The 13,454-nt window shown below is 55.3% G+C and carries 15 protein-coding genes; 4 read left to right on the forward strand and 11 right to left on the reverse strand.

The features are described 5' to 3' along the window. Positions 1–71: 71 nt before the first annotated feature. Positions 72–2,048 carry a molecular chaperone DnaK gene (gene dnaK, locus RLO149_RS20480; protein WP_259650484.1) on the reverse strand — a complete coding sequence of 659 codons (1,977 nt, stop codon included), beginning with the start codon at positions 2,046–2,048 and terminating at the stop codon, positions 72–74. Positions 2,049–2,192: 144 nt separating this feature from the next. Between dnaK and RLO149_RS20485 the strand changes: the two genes are divergently transcribed. From RLO149_RS20485 to galU, 4 genes are all read left to right on the forward strand, one after another. Continuing rightward, positions 2,193–2,792: an alpha-ketoglutarate-dependent dioxygenase AlkB family protein gene (locus RLO149_RS20485; RefSeq protein ID WP_044025467.1), complete on the forward strand. Its 600-nt coding sequence runs from the start codon at positions 2,193–2,195 to the stop codon at positions 2,790–2,792. A 255-nt stretch (positions 2,793–3,047) separates the two neighbouring features. Then, positions 3,048–3,848 carry a 3'(2'),5'-bisphosphate nucleotidase CysQ gene (gene cysQ, locus RLO149_RS20490; protein WP_013963996.1) on the forward strand — a complete coding sequence of 267 codons (801 nt, stop codon included), beginning with the start codon at positions 3,048–3,050 and terminating at the stop codon, positions 3,846–3,848. Next, the gene (locus RLO149_RS20495; protein WP_013963997.1) at positions 3,848–4,648 is read left to right on the forward strand and encodes a 3-deoxy-manno-octulosonate cytidylyltransferase family protein; all 801 of its coding nucleotides are present in this window, start codon (positions 3,848–3,850) and stop codon (positions 4,646–4,648) included. The genes cysQ and RLO149_RS20495 overlap by 1 nt, the downstream gene beginning before the upstream one ends. 214 nt (positions 4,649–4,862) lie before the next feature. After that, a complete protein-coding gene (galU, locus tag RLO149_RS20500) occupies positions 4,863–5,756 on the forward strand; it encodes a UTP--glucose-1-phosphate uridylyltransferase GalU (RefSeq protein WP_013963998.1) in 894 nt (297 codons plus the stop codon). A gap of 257 nt (positions 5,757–6,013) precedes the next feature. On the opposite strand, the gene RLO149_RS20505 is transcribed toward galU, so the two are convergent. The 10 genes from RLO149_RS20505 to RLO149_RS20550 form a co-directional block, all read right to left on the reverse strand. Further along, the gene (locus RLO149_RS20505; protein ID WP_013963999.1) at positions 6,014–6,478 is read right to left on the reverse strand and encodes a PTS sugar transporter subunit IIA; all 465 of its coding nucleotides are present in this window, start codon (positions 6,476–6,478) and stop codon (positions 6,014–6,016) included. Between the two features lie 40 nt (positions 6,479–6,518). Continuing rightward, the gene (hpf, locus tag RLO149_RS20510) at positions 6,519–7,085 is read right to left on the reverse strand and encodes a ribosome hibernation-promoting factor, HPF/YfiA family (RefSeq protein ID WP_013964000.1); all 567 of its coding nucleotides are present in this window, start codon (positions 7,083–7,085) and stop codon (positions 6,519–6,521) included. 248 nt (positions 7,086–7,333) lie between these two features. Beyond that, positions 7,334–8,092, reverse strand: coding sequence for an LPS export ABC transporter ATP-binding protein (gene lptB / locus RLO149_RS20515; RefSeq protein ID WP_013964001.1), 759 nt, complete (start codon positions 8,090–8,092; stop codon positions 7,334–7,336). Next, positions 8,093–8,584: a lipopolysaccharide transport periplasmic protein LptA gene (gene lptA, locus RLO149_RS20520; RefSeq protein ID WP_013964002.1), complete on the reverse strand. Its 492-nt coding sequence runs from the start codon at positions 8,582–8,584 to the stop codon at positions 8,093–8,095. A 3-nt stretch (positions 8,585–8,587) separates the two neighbouring features. Further along, positions 8,588–9,196: a hypothetical protein gene (locus RLO149_RS20525; protein ID WP_013964003.1), complete on the reverse strand. Its 609-nt coding sequence runs from the start codon at positions 9,194–9,196 to the stop codon at positions 8,588–8,590. 5 nt (positions 9,197–9,201) lie between these two features. Next, entirely contained in the window at positions 9,202–10,164 is a 963-nt protein-coding gene (locus RLO149_RS20530; RefSeq protein ID WP_013964004.1) for a KpsF/GutQ family sugar-phosphate isomerase, read from the reverse strand. Beyond that, on the reverse strand, positions 10,161–10,775 hold the full coding sequence (locus tag RLO149_RS20535; RefSeq protein ID WP_013964005.1) for a ribonuclease D: 615 nt from the start codon (positions 10,773–10,775) through the stop codon (positions 10,161–10,163). The genes RLO149_RS20530 and RLO149_RS20535 overlap by 4 nt, the downstream gene beginning before the upstream one ends. Positions 10,776–10,931: 156 nt before the next feature. After that, positions 10,932–11,822 carry a DMT family transporter gene (locus RLO149_RS20540; RefSeq protein WP_013964006.1) on the reverse strand — a complete coding sequence of 297 codons (891 nt, stop codon included), beginning with the start codon at positions 11,820–11,822 and terminating at the stop codon, positions 10,932–10,934. A 193-nt stretch (positions 11,823–12,015) separates the two neighbouring features. Further along, a complete protein-coding gene (gene arfB / locus RLO149_RS20545) occupies positions 12,016–12,435 on the reverse strand; it encodes an alternative ribosome rescue aminoacyl-tRNA hydrolase ArfB (RefSeq protein ID WP_013964007.1) in 420 nt (139 codons plus the stop codon). Positions 12,436–12,785: 350 nt separating this feature from the next. After that, positions 12,786–13,406 carry a queuosine precursor transporter gene (locus tag RLO149_RS20550; RefSeq protein ID WP_013964008.1) on the reverse strand — a complete coding sequence of 207 codons (621 nt, stop codon included), beginning with the start codon at positions 13,404–13,406 and terminating at the stop codon, positions 12,786–12,788. Positions 13,407–13,454 lie beyond the last annotated feature (48 nt).

The following is a 13,454-nucleotide window of genomic DNA, read 5'->3' on the forward strand; positions in this document are numbered from 1 at the left end:
TCCCCTAGATGGAACGTGACGGGCCGGCCCGTAAGGCCGGCCCGTTCGGTGGTTCCGGGTTTCGCAGAGCCTTAGGCCCGTTTGTCGCCGTCGAGATCCTCGAACTCAGCGTCTACGATGTCATCCTGACCATCATGCGGCGCATCGGCAGGTTCGGCGAGATCTTCGTTCTCTTCCTGCGACGCCTTGTAGATCGCCTCACCCAGTTTCATGGCAGCTTCGGTGACGTTCTGGATGCCGGATTTGATCTTATCGGCGTTTTCTGTCTCCATCTCATCCTTCAGGGCGGCAATTGCGAGTTCGATCGCTTCCACGGTGGTTGGATCAACCTTGTCGGCATGCTCTTCCATCGACTTTTCGGTCGAGTGGATGAGGCTTTCGGCCTGGTTTTTCGCTTCGATCAACTCGCGACGTGCTTTATCCGCATCTGCGTTTTCTTCGGCGTCCTTGACCATTTTATCAATGTCGTCATCGGACAGACCGCCAGAGGCTTGGATCGTGATCTTCTGCTCTTTCATCGTGCCTTTGTCGAGCGCGCCAACGGATACGATACCGTTTGCGTCAATGTCGAAGGTCACTTCGATCTGTGGCATCCCGCGCGGTGCCGGTGGGATATTTTCCAGATTGAAAGCACCAAGGATCTTGTTGTCCGAGGCCATTTCGCGCTCACCCTGGAAGACACGGATTGTCACCGCATTCTGATTGTCTTCGGCGGTTGAGAAAATCTGCGATTTCTTTGTCGGGATGGTCGTGTTCCGGTCGATCAGGCGTGTGAAAACACCGCCCAGCGTTTCGATGCCCAGCGACAAAGGTGTCACGTCAAGCAGAACGACGTCTTTTACGTCACCTTGCAGAACACCCGCCTGAATCGCGGCACCCATGGCCACAACTTCATCCGGGTTCACGCCCTTGTGCGGCTCTTTGCCAAAGAACTTTGTGACTTCTTCGACCACTTTTGGCATCCGGGTCATACCGCCGACCAGAACGATTTCGTCGATGTCGGAGGCAGACAGGCCCGCATCCTTGAGCGCATCCTTGCAGGGCTTCAGTGACGCCTTGATCAGATCACCCACGAGGCTTTCCAGCTTGGAGCGGGTCAGCTTCATCACCATGTGCAGGGGCTGGCCGGTTGCACCCATCGAGATGAACGGCTGGTTGATTTCTGTCTGGCTGGAGGACGACAATTCAATCTTGGCCTTTTCTGCCGCTTCTTTCAGACGCTGCAGTGCCATCTTGTCTTGTGTCAGATCGACGGAATGCTCTTTCTTGAACGTATCCGCGAGGTAGTTAACGATCCGCATGTCGAAATCTTCACCGCCGAGGAAAGTGTCGCCGTTTGTGGATTTCACTTCAAACAGACCGTCGTCGATTTCCAGAATGGTGACGTCGAATGTGCCGCCGCCGAGGTCATAGACCGCGATGGTTTGTGTCTGCTCTTTGTCCAGACCGTAGGCCAACGCCGCTGCGGTTGGCTCGTTGATGATCCGCAACACTTCGAGACCGGCAATCTTACCTGCGTCTTTGGTGGCCTGACGTTGTGCATCGTTGAAATACGCCGGCACAGTGATCACGGCCTGCGTGACATCTTCGCCAAGATAGCTCTCGGCGGTTTCCTTCATCTTGCCGAGGATAAAGGCCGAAATCTGGCTCGGCGAATATTTCTCGCCTTTCGCTTCGACCCAAGCATCACCATTGCCACCGTCAATCACGTTGAAGGGCAGGTTCTTCTTGTCTTTTGCGAGGGCCGCGTCGTCATTGCGACGACCGATCAGGCGCTTGACGCCGAAAATTGTGTTGTCCGGGTTGGTCACGGCCTGCCGTTTTGCAGGCTGTCCTACCAGACGCTCATCATCTGTGAACGCAACGATGGACGGCGTTGTGCGCGCGCCTTCTGCGTTTTCGATTACGCGTGGCTGCGATCCATCCATGATGGCGATGCAGCTGTTGGTCGTTCCAAGGTCGATACCGATAACTTTTGACATTTTTTGATCCCTTTTGCTTAAGGCGAAGACACGGAGCGTTGGCCCGTTATGGCGCCGCTGCCCCATATATGATCACATGAAAGCGCTACGCTTCATGCGGTTCGCAGCGTATATAAGGAGGGGGTTCGTATGCTGCAACCTTTCACTTCTTTATGCAGGCGGATTCTGCATGTAATTTTCTTTATTGAGGCAACAAAGGCGTATTGCGGGATGCATTTGGGTGTTTTGGGCTTTGATATTTACAAAGGTTACCTTGATGTCGCTGCCCAACAGCGCCTGCTGGGTGATGTGCGCGACGTTGTGCGTGCGGCCCCGCTTGTTCACCCGGTAACCCCGCGTGGCAAGCAGATGTCAGTGCGTATGACGGCGGCAGGTAACTATGGATGGATCACGGACCGTCAGGGCTATCGCTATGCGACGACGCATCCCGACGGTCAGGAGTGGCCAGCGATCCCGGCGTCGGTGCTGCAGGTGTGGAAAGACTTGAGCAGTTCCGCGCGCGATCCTGAATGCTGCCTTGTGAACTTTTACGGCGAGGGCGCGCGCATGGGGCTGCATCAGGACAAAGATGAAGGCAGTTTTGAGTTCCCGGTGGTTTCGATTTCACTGGGGGATGAGGGGCTGTTCCGGATGGGCCATGCAGAACGGGGCGGCAAGACACAATCGGTGTGGCTGCAGTCGGGTGACGTGGTGGTCATGGGGGGCGTGGCGCGACTGGCCCATCACGGTGTTGATCGTATTCGATTTGGCTCTTCCAGTCTGCTTGAAAAGGGCGGGCGTCTGAATTTGACGCTGCGCGTTGTGACCTGATCTGGATGTGGATCGCACGTTCGGAAAGCGGGTTGCAGTGGGATTTGCGCACTGAGCGTGGGGCCGATTGATAGATCAGATCGACCAGCGTGAATGTCGAAACAAAACCGCCCCCTTGGACGCGCGATGCTCTGAACAGGACAGGCAGACCTTTTCAAAGCTGGCAGGGCGTCATGGAATTCTTGCTGTTCCGTTACTCTCGCCGCATAAGGGGCGGCATAAAGTTAAACGCCAGGGCTGCGAAAAGGTAAATTCATGTTTGATTACAACAAGCTGACACAGGTCATGCGACGTCTTTCGATTGAGGCGGGCGCAAAGATCATGGAAATTTACGAGTCAGATGACTTCGATGTGCAGACCAAATCAGACCAAAGCCCCGTTACAGCCGCCGATGAGGCCGCCGATGCGATCATATCGGCGGGACTCCGCGCAGCGTTTCCGGACGTTATGTTGGTTACTGAGGAACAGGCGGCATCCCACAGCCAAACAGGCGATACATTCCTGATCGTGGACCCGCTGGATGGCACCAAGGAATTTATCCAGCGCCGCGGCGATTTCACCGTCAATATCGCGCTGGTCGAAGGTGGTGTGCCGACACGCGGCGTGGTCTATGCGCCTGCACGTGAGCGGATGTTCTTTACAGATGCAAGCGGTCAATCCGTCGAGGAAACAGGAAGTTTTGCCCCCGAAACCATCGGCGACACCAAAGCCATGTCCGTTTCTGTCCCGGACAACACTGCTTTGATGGTCGTTGCATCAAAATCCCATCGGGATCAGGCGACGGATGATTACATCAACAAATACGCCGTGCGCGACATGAAAAGTGCCGGAAGCTCGCTCAAGTTCTGTCTGGTGGCGACGGGTGAGGCGGATCTGTACCCCCGTCTGGGCCGCACGATGGAATGGGATACCGCTGCGGGTCATGCGGTTCTTGCGGGCGCAGGTGGCGATGTTGTTCGTTTCGATGATCTGTCACCGCTGCGCTATGGTAAATCCGGGTATGCGAACCCGTTTTTCATCGCCTATGCCCCCGGTGTTGAGCTGACCAAAGCCTGATGTCTGTCCTGATCGCAATTCCGGCGCGCTATGCCTCGTCGCGGTATCCGGGCAAGCCGCTGGTCGGTTTGCGTGGCGCATCTGGCGAAACGCTCAGTCTGATTGAACGCAGCTGGCGCGCGGCCATGGACGTGTCAGGGATCGACCGCGTTGTCGTGGCCACGGATGATACCCGTATTCAGGACGCGGCGCAGGCCTTTGGCGCAGAGGTCGTGATGACATCGCCTGATTGCGCCAATGGTACCGAAAGATGCGCCGAAGTACACGCAGCGCTGGGTGGCGGTTTTGAGATTGTCGTGAACTTACAAGGTGATGCACCGCTCACGCCTGCATGGTTTATCGAGGATCTGGTCGCGGGTCTGTCGAACGCTCCCACGGCCGAAATCGCTACGCCGGTGTTGCGATGTGACGGCGAAACATTGCAGGGGCTTCTGAACGACCGCAAGGCGGGCCGGGTCGGTGGCACCACGGCGGTTTTTGCGCAGAACAATCATGCGCTCTACTTCTCCAAGGAAGTCATCCCCTTCACGTCGCAAGACTATTCGGAAGATGCGCAAACGCCGGTTTTTCATCACGTGGGCGTCTATGCTTATCGTCCTGCGGCCCTCGCGGCCTATCCGGGGTGGCAAGTTGGTCCGCTGGAACGGCTGGAGGGGCTTGAACAGCTTCGCTTCATGGAAAACGGCAGGTCTGTTCTATGCGTTGAGGTCGAGGCGAAGGGCCGGCAATTCTGGGAACTCAACAACCCTGAGGATGTACCGCGCCTTGAGGCAATGATGGCTGCGATGGGATTGGAATGATTCGGGATGTTTACCGTCTTCTCCCTGAGCGGTGGTCATTTGGGTGCAAATAACCTAGGGTAAAGCCGATGTTATGCCTGTTATCTAAGTGTTTCAATTTAAAAGGTATAACAATCCGCGACTTATTAGAATGGTAAATGGACATCCTGCATGGCCCTTCGGCTAGGATGAAAATTGGTAAGAAAGAACGAATATGGCAAACGAGGGTGGCGAGATGACGCGCAAAGTAACGAAAGCAATTTTTCCTGTTGCAGGAATGGGCACGCGGTTCTTGCCCGCGACAAAATCTGTCCCGAAGGAGATCATGACGCTCGTTGATCGACCGCTGATTCAATACGCAATCGACGAAGCGCGCGCCGCCGGGATCAAGGAATTCATCTTTGTGACGTCTCGCGGCAAAGGTGCGCTGGAAGACTATTTCGACCATGCGCCGCAGCTCGAGCAATCGTTGCGTGACAAAGGCAAGACAGAGCTGTTGGAAATGCTCGAAAACACCAATATGGAAAGCGGTGCAATTGCCTATATCAGACAACACAAAGCGCTGGGGCTGGGTCACGCCGTTTGGTGCGCGCGCCGCCTGATTGCCGATGAACCTTTCGCGGTTATCTTGCCGGACGATGTCATTGCCGGTGACAAACCGTGCCTGCAGCAGATGGTTGAGGCATATGAGGAAACGGGCGGCAATATGGTCGCCGCGATGGAAGTGCCTCCGGAAAAAGCATCATCTTACGGCATGTTGGATATCGAAACGGACATGGGGTCGATGGTGCGCGTCAAAGGCATGGTTGAGAAACCACCAGCCGGTAAAGCGCCGTCTAACCTTGCCGTCATAGGTCGCTATATTCTGGCCCCTGCGGTTTTGACAAACCTCAACGACATGAAAAAAGGTGCCGGCGGTGAGGTCCAACTGACGGACGCGATCGCGACCGAGATCAACAAGGAAAGCGGTGTCTATGGGTACCGGTTCCAGGGTCAAAGATTCGATTGTGGCTCAAAGTCGGGCTTTTTACAGGCGACCGTTTCATTCGGCCTGGCCCGTGACGACCTTCGGGATGATCTGTCAGAATACATCCATGATATCGTCAGCATGAGTAAGGCAGCGCAGTAGCGTGGCCATACTGCCTTAGGCCTGATTGCCTGTGTCCCGCAGTCAGGCTTCATCTGCTATTGGTAATGAAATCAAAAAGCGTCCATGCCTGAGGCTACGGAAAACTGTGTCCTGACCGCAGGCAACTTCCCTTGTCGCGTCTATTATTCGTCAGGTCGTAGTTTCATTTGACGCTGTCCCAAAGTTCGGCCTTGTCGGCGCAAAAGAGGATGGCCGCGGCAACATCACTTTGGGTTTCTCGGATCAGCAGCCCAGTGTCAGGCGGCTTGCTCAGCTTCGGCTGATGTCAGGATGGTATAGAGCGTGGCTGCGTTGCGATTTGCCCGCAGCTTCGTACACACGGAAGCGTCACGCAAGGTCCGCGAGACCAGCGCCAATGCCTTGAGATGATCGACACCCGCATCCTCGGGGGCGAACAGTGCGAAAGCGATATCAACGGGCTGGCGGTCAACTGATCCGAAGTCGATTGGTTTATCGAGAAGAACGAAAACACCTAGAACCGAGTCAAGATCGTTCAACCGCGCATGTGGCAGGGCAATGCCATGCCCCACACCCGTCGGCCCAAGTGCTTCGCGTGCCAGCATCGCATCAAGGACCACATCTGCATTCAAATCATAGACTTGCGCAGAGAGGTCGCTGATGTCTTGCATCAAGCGTTTTTTGCTGGAGGCCGAGTTCAGCACCTTTACGGCCTCCGGCTTCAGGAGTTCAGAAAATTCCATATCGCCCGCACTTTTTTGACGCACCCTGCGCCGTTAGACTTTATTGAGGATCGATCCAGCCGATGTTTCCGTCATCCCGACGGTACACAACGTTTACGCCTTCCTTGCCTTCGTTTCGGAACACCAGAACAGGAGCGCCTTGAAGCTCCATCTGCATTACTGCTTCGCCTACGGAAAGAGATGGGATTTTAGTTTCCATTTCAGCCACGATAATCGGTTGCAGTGTTTCAGGTTCCTGATCCTCCGACTCAACCTCTGATGCGAGGATATATGAGGATGCGCCGTAGATTTCAACAGGCTCCACCCGATCTTTGTGATGATCTTTCAACCTACGCTTGTATCGACGCAGTTGCTTTTCCATTTTCTCGCGACATGCATCAAAGGCTGCGTATATTTCAGTCTGGTGCGCTTTGGCCTGTGCTGTCAGCCCCGTGGACAAATGTACGGTCGCCTCGCAAACAAACTCATGTGCCGATTTGGAGAAAACCACGACGGCCTCGGTCGGGCGCTCGGCATACTTCTTGACCGCTTCGCTGAGTTCATCGCGTACATGGGTCTGAAGCGCTTCACCAATATCGATCTGTTTGCCGCTGATTTGATACCGCATAGGTTCTCCTTTTAAGTCAGACACTGCCAAAAATCACTCGCGTGAGCGTCATTGCTGAACTTTTGGCAGGTTACGGAAAATGGCTGCTCTTCAGGTTGTTGTTTTTTGTGCTCTGACGAGCTGTCTGACACAGTGAAACACAAGGACTGATCTTTGCCATACCCCTATTCAGCCCGACAATTGGGGCGGGAGTCAAACAAAAGAAACACGCATAAGCGGAAAAAAGGTAAAGGTTAACAAAGGGTATATCAGGAAATCCTGAATTTATCGCCCAAGTAAACTCTGCGCACGTTTTCGTTGTCGACAACATCTTGAGGCGTGCCTGACATCAGCACTTTGCCTTCGTGCAGGATATAGGCCCGATCCACAATTTCCAGTGTTTCACGCACATTGTGGTCTGTAATAAGCACACCGATGCCGCGCTTTTTGAGGTCGGACACAAGCGTGCGGATGTCATCCACCGAAATTGGGTCCACGCCTGCAAAAGGCTCGTCCAGTAGCAGGTATCGCGGGTTGGCCGCAAGACAGCGGGCAATTTCCACGCGCCGTCTTTCACCACCCGACAGGGCAAGTGCCGGAGCGCGGCGCAGGTGCTCGATGGAAAACTCCGACAATAATTCCTCGAGCCGCTCACGCCGTTTGTGGCGGTCGGACTCGGTAATGTCGAGGATTGCGGCGATGTTGTCCTGTACGGAAAGGCCGCGAAAGATGCTCATTTCCTGAGGCAGATACCCGATCCCAAGCTGCGCGCGGCGATACATGGGGAACGTCGTCACATCCTGCCCATCGATCCGCACGCTGCCGCCTTCCGGTGTGACCAGCCCCGCGATGGCGTAAAATGTCGTTGTCTTGCCCGACCCGTTTGGCCCCAGCAAAGCGACGACTTCGCCCCTGTCCAATTCCATCGAAAAATCGCGGATGACGGTTTTCTTGCGGTATGATTTGCGCAAATGCTCAACCCGTAGCCCGGCAGAGCCCTCTGCGACTGTCAGCTTGGGGCGTGCCATCTACTGATCACCGGTTTGCAGCACGGTTTTAACCCGGCCTGACATTTGCGCGGTGCCGTCGGATATCTGAACGGTCATCGTGTCAGCACTTATTGCCGAGGGGCCTTGCGCAACAAGAACACTGCCGCTCATCACGATTGTCCCATCGTCGACATTATAGTCTGCCCGCTCAGATTCGGCGGCATCCTGTCCGGAAATCAGCACGACATTGCCGGTGGCTTCAATGCGGTCTATCGCCTGTGCCGTCGTGTCATAGATCACCAGCACATTGTCGGCAGACAAGCGCATTTCGCCCTGGATCACGATCACATTGTCCGTAAACAGCGCAGTTCCGGCGTTTTGATCGACTGCGAGGCTGTCTGCCGTGACCTCAACTGGCAGCCCGCTGTTTTCCTGAACCGTGCCAAAAGCCACCTGAGTGCCTTGTGCAAACAGACCGGTGGCCGCAAAGACAAGCGATAGGGAAAAAACGAAGGTTTTGAAAAAAGTCACAGATTATTCTTTCACATTATCCGGATTGTGTAACAGTTTTACGCCCTTTGTAAAAACCCATTGGCCATCTTCTTGCCCTTCCGGGACAAAGAAGCGCATGGCACCGGCCTCCAGATCACCCAAGGGTGTTGTGGCGCGCACTGCACGTGGTGATGTCACATCCGTGACGGACATGCGCAGCAACAACTCATCGGAATACAGGACATAACCGGTTGAAGTCGTAATTTTCACATCCCCATTGAGCGTTGAGCGGTCATTTGCGATGTCAATCAGGGCATCGTTACCATAGGCGGTAATGTTCGAACCGCTGGCCATCTTCATCTCAATATCGACGTTTTTGCCTTTGTTGGTTCCACCGACACCAGTTGGCCCTGTCATGGTTTCAGCAATCACGGCAATCTGATCGCCATTCGCGGACATGCTGGTGTAATATGGGCCGGTGACTTGCTGGTTGGTCAGGCGTTCCTGCACTTCGCTGTCGGCAAAAGGAATCGTGCTGGGCGGATCAACGGCACGCGAAATCAAAAAGAGCGTCGACAACATACCAAGCGCTACCAGAGGCAGGGTCACCTTCAACCATGCCACCATCCGTGAGTAACGATCGGTATGCATCAAGATCATCCGAGCCCAACGCGCAAACAGTCGTGAATATGGATCAGCCCGATCAGTTTCTGCGGGACTTCTGGATCAACAACCAGCAGGCAGGTGATCTTTTTATCGTTCATGATGCCAACGGCTTGTTCGGCCAAGGCGTCGGGCGTGATCGTAATGGGCGATGGTGTCATGACGTTATTCGCCTCAAAGGACGCCAAGCCGTCCATATGTCGGCTGATATCGCCATTTGTAATAATGCCCTGCAGCCGCCCTTGTGGGTCAGATACGGCCACGACCCCAAACCCTTTCTGGCCGATTTCGCGCAACGCGTCGGACATGGGGGCGTTTCCTGATACGACCGGTACGGCGTCGCCTGTGTGCATAAGGTCCGCGACTTTGCTCAACTGTGCGCCAAGCTTTCCGCCGGGGTGAAAATTTCTGAAGTGTTCTGGTGTGAACTGGCGGTGTTCCATCAATGCGACGGCCAGCGCATCCCCCAAGGCCAGCGTCATCGTCGTCGACGACGTCGGCACGATGCCGGTTCCGCAGGCTTCCTGCGCGCGGGGTAAAATCAATGCGACGTCAGATTGCCTCAGCAACGTGGACTCCGGGCGGCTTGCCACACCGATCATGGGGATCGCAAAGCGGCGCGTATATGCAATGACATCTGCCAGTTCCGGTGTTTCGCCGGAGTTGGACAAGACGATCACAACATCGCCCGCCCCCATCATCCCAAGATCGCCATGGCTTGCCTCGGCGGGATGTACGAAATGCGCAGGCGTGCCGGTACTGGCCAGAGTCGCGGCGATCTTGCGTGCGATATGGCCCGATTTGCCCATGCCACAGACGATAATGCGACCCGTGGCTGCAATCATCAGATCAACGGCCTTGGCAAAGCTGTCATCAATGCTTTGCTCAAGCTGTTGCAGGGCGTCTATTTCAATGCGGATCACACGGCGTGCGGTGTCTTGAAAAACCTGGCTCATGAGTGGGCAAAGATGTCCGTGTCAGGCCACCCCATCAAGTCCAGTTTTGCCCGCATTGGCAAAAAGTCAAAGCAGGCTTGCGCTGTTTCCATGCGGCCTTCGCGCGTCAGCATCGTGTTCAGGGCCTCACGCAATTGATGCAGATAAAGCACGTCTGATGCCGCATAGTCGATTTGCGCATCGGTCAGGGTGTCAGCACCCCAGTCGCTCGATTGTTGTTGTTTCGAGATGTCGATGTTCAAAAGCTCCTGCAGCAGTTTGGCCAGACCGTGACGATCTGTATAGGTGCGCACCAGACGACTGGCGATTTTCGTGCAGTAAACGGGGGCGGCTGTCGCGCCAAAAGCGTTCAGCATGGCGGCGATATCAAATCGCCCGAAATGAAACAGCTTGAGCACATTTGGGTCTTCCAGCAGTTTGCACAGGTTCGGCGCTTCTGTCTGGCCTTTAGCGATCTGGATCAGATGCGCTTTGCCATCCCCGCCTGACAGTTGCACGACACACAAGCGGTCGCGGTGCGGGTGCAGGCCCATTGTTTCGCAATCAATCGCGACCATCGGCCCAAGGTCGAGCCCATCCGGCAGATCATTCTTATACACTTTATGGGTCATGGGTTTCCTATATCCTGCTGGCCGTCGTCGGCATAGCCTGTTGGGTCGTTGGTGTTTCAATGCGCTGCGTGTTAGCGCCGGAAACGATACGGCACAAGCCTGCAGCATATGTGGGCTTTTGTGGCTGCGCATTAAAGGGGAGACTGCGCAGGCGTTTCACCGTGATCGCAATTGTCTTTCGCGCCAAATGATCATTAACCCGCCCGCCGCAATAAGCAAAGCACCGGGGAAGAGTGTGTTCCAGGGTGTTTCGTCAAAGAATATCCACCCCAGAACAAAGGCCATCGGTATACCAAAGTAGCTGAACGGCGCGAGGTTGCTTTGTTCCGTCATGCGGTAGCTGGACACCAGAAACAAAACCGCCGTGCCCCCGAAGCCGCCCATAGCAATGATCCAGCCCATGTCTGACCAACTGGCGATGGGCGTAAAACCGCCCCAGAACAATGCGATAATGGCTGATGTGACCAACGCGGTTGCTGCGGAATAGAGGCTGATCAAGGGACTGGGCACGGTATCATCAAAAAGGCGCGAGGTGACGCCAACCAATGCATAAAGTGCTGCAGCCGCCAGTGGCAGCAGCGCGTAGGGGGTGAACGCATCTGTGCCCGGTTTCATAATCAGCATGACACCCGCAAATCCGATGAGCACCGCACCCCACCTGACGGGTCCGACCTTTTCACCCAAAAGAGGCACGGCAAGCGCGGTCATGAACAGTGCGTTGGCATAGGTAATCGTCGAAGCGGTGGCAAAAGCCATCAATCCAAGGGACAGATAGAAACACATCTGGGCGAAAGTCACGATAAACCCCCGCATCAGCGCCAGCTTCCATTGTCTGATCTTCACCGGTTGCCCTGCGGCGCGCCACGTGGGGGACAGATATATGGCAATGATTGCCGGGATTAACCCAAATATATTGCGCCACGCAGAAAGCTCCATCGCGGAATATCTCTCAGAGAGCAGCTTGATCACCAGCCCCATGGCGTCGAAAAGCAGCAAAGCAATCAGGCTTAGACCGATGGCAAGCGCCGTTTTGTCTTTCGCTGGCATGTTGTGAAATCCTGCATTTCCGCCCGCACAGTAGAAGCGTCACGACCAGAGCGTCTGACGAAATACCTGAAACATCAAGCATCACGTAACGCGTTGAAATCTTTGATTTCAGGCAGCGTTATGTGATTCAGGTTTTTCGCATGACGCTTTAATGTCACGTATTTCCTGCAAATGCTGCCGCGATCACCCGGCGCTATTTTTCCGGGTCGACCCGTCCACGCAGTGATTTGACCTCGCCACGTTGCTTTTTGGCTTTCAGTCGCCGCTTTTTCGACCCCAGTGTGGGTCTGGTTGCGATCCGCCGTTTGGGGGCCACCAGCGCCTTTTGAATGAGTTCTGACAATCGTTCGCGTACAATCTCCCGATTGCGGGCCTGACTGCGGGTTTCCTCGCATTGCAGGACCAGCGCACCGTCGGTTGTCCAGCGCCGCCCGGCAAGGCGTTTCAGGCGGGTTTTGACCGGTGCGGGCAAATTCGGCGAACGCGCGGCCTCAAACCGCAATTCAACGGCCGATGAAACCTTGTTGACGTTCTGCCCGCCGGGACCGGAGGAGCGCATGAAGCTCTCCGTCAGTTCCCAATCCTCAATGGTGATGTTGTCGCTGATTTTCATGATGACCTCAGGCAAGCCGCCCTGAAACGCTGACTGAATTGCCGGATGGATCTTTGGCGCATGGCGGTCTCCGCTCAGGTGTTCACATGGATAGGCCTATCAAAAAGGGCCGCACTTTTACAGTGCGGCCCAATCGAATGGTTGCGGAGGTGGGATCGGTTAGACGATCACGTCCACCTTGTGGTCTGCCCGGTAAGGGCTGCCTTAGCAGGCGACCTCCAAAGCTGTTCCGACACCTCGCTCCAATACCTTTCTTGACACTGGATCACCTCCTTTACCTATCTGTTTCTGATATTAGAATCGTCGCATAGGTTCAGAAATTTGCCAAGCTTTTTTTCGTTAAAGATGTGTTACTGCGCGGCGGTCATCCGCGCAGTGATCATGCGGAACGGCACCAGCGCCAGCAGCGCAAGGCTGAGTTTGACGCCCCAGTCCGCGATGGCAAGCGACACCCATAGCGGGGCCTGAGGGCCAAATCCAAGGATCGGCAGAACCTCGCCCGCCCAGGATACGTCATTGGCAGGTTCGATAAAGCTGAGGCTTGCAGAAAACGCGATGCTGAAAAATAAGGCAGTATCGACGGTGCTACCGATCAGTGTAGAGGCCAGCGGCGCGCGCCACCATGTCCCGCCGCGCAGCGCGGAAAAGATCGACACGTCCAACAACTGCGCCGTCAGGAACGCGATGCCGGACCCGATTGCGATCCGAAGTGTGACCAGTGGCCCATATTCGCCCATGATCTGTGTGCCGATCAACGAACAGATGATCCCGACGACAAAGCCGGTGAACACAACGCGCCGCGCGGCCTGCGCGCCGTAAACGCGGTTCATGATGTCGGTGACAAGAAAAGCAAGCGGGTAGGTGAAAGCCCCCCACGTCAGCCAATTCCCGAACAGGAACTGGACAAGAATATTGGAGGCAACAACGATGGCAGCCATGGCAATGATGCCGGGGAGGTGAGCGCGTGTCATGTGAATAATCCGTTTTGGCAAGGGTGCGGCACTTGGTCGGCAACCATC

Source organism: Roseobacter litoralis Och 149, assembly GCF_000154785.2.
GTDB classification, from domain to species: domain Bacteria; phylum Pseudomonadota; class Alphaproteobacteria; order Rhodobacterales; family Rhodobacteraceae; genus Roseobacter; species Roseobacter litoralis.

Coding starts and splice junctions, on each gene's coding strand:
- RLO149_RS20530 (WP_013964004.1), bottom strand. CDS start 10,164: ATGAGCCAGGTTTTTCAAGACACCGCACGCCGTGTGATCCGCATTGAA.
- arfB (WP_013964007.1), bottom strand. CDS start 12,435: ATGAAAATCAGCGACAACATCACCATTGAGGATTGGGAACTGACGGAG.
- RLO149_RS20525 (WP_013964003.1), bottom strand. CDS start 9,196: ATGCATACCGATCGTTACTCACGGATGGTGGCATGGTTGAAGGTGACC.
- RLO149_RS20495 (WP_013963997.1), top strand. CDS start 3,848: ATGTCTGTCCTGATCGCAATTCCGGCGCGCTATGCCTCGTCGCGGTAT.
- RLO149_RS20505 (WP_013963999.1), bottom strand. CDS start 6,478: ATGGAATTTTCTGAACTCCTGAAGCCGGAGGCCGTAAAGGTGCTGAAC.
- RLO149_RS20550 (WP_013964008.1), bottom strand. CDS start 13,406: ATGACACGCGCTCACCTCCCCGGCATCATTGCCATGGCTGCCATCGTT.
- dnaK (WP_259650484.1), bottom strand. CDS start 2,048: ATGGGGCAGCGGCGCCATAACGGGCCAACGCTCCGTGTCTTCGCCTTA.
- lptB (WP_013964001.1), bottom strand. CDS start 8,092: ATGGCACGCCCCAAGCTGACAGTCGCAGAGGGCTCTGCCGGGCTACGG.
- cysQ (WP_013963996.1), top strand. CDS start 3,048: ATGTTTGATTACAACAAGCTGACACAGGTCATGCGACGTCTTTCGATT.
- RLO149_RS20540 (WP_013964006.1), bottom strand. CDS start 11,822: ATGCCAGCGAAAGACAAAACGGCGCTTGCCATCGGTCTAAGCCTGATT.
- RLO149_RS20485 (WP_044025467.1), top strand. CDS start 2,193: ATGCATTTGGGTGTTTTGGGCTTTGATATTTACAAAGGTTACCTTGAT.
- hpf (WP_013964000.1), bottom strand. CDS start 7,085: ATGCGGTATCAAATCAGCGGCAAACAGATCGATATTGGTGAAGCGCTT.
- galU (WP_013963998.1), top strand. CDS start 4,863: ATGACGCGCAAAGTAACGAAAGCAATTTTTCCTGTTGCAGGAATGGGC.
- RLO149_RS20535 (WP_013964005.1), bottom strand. CDS start 10,775: ATGACCCATAAAGTGTATAAGAATGATCTGCCGGATGGGCTCGACCTT.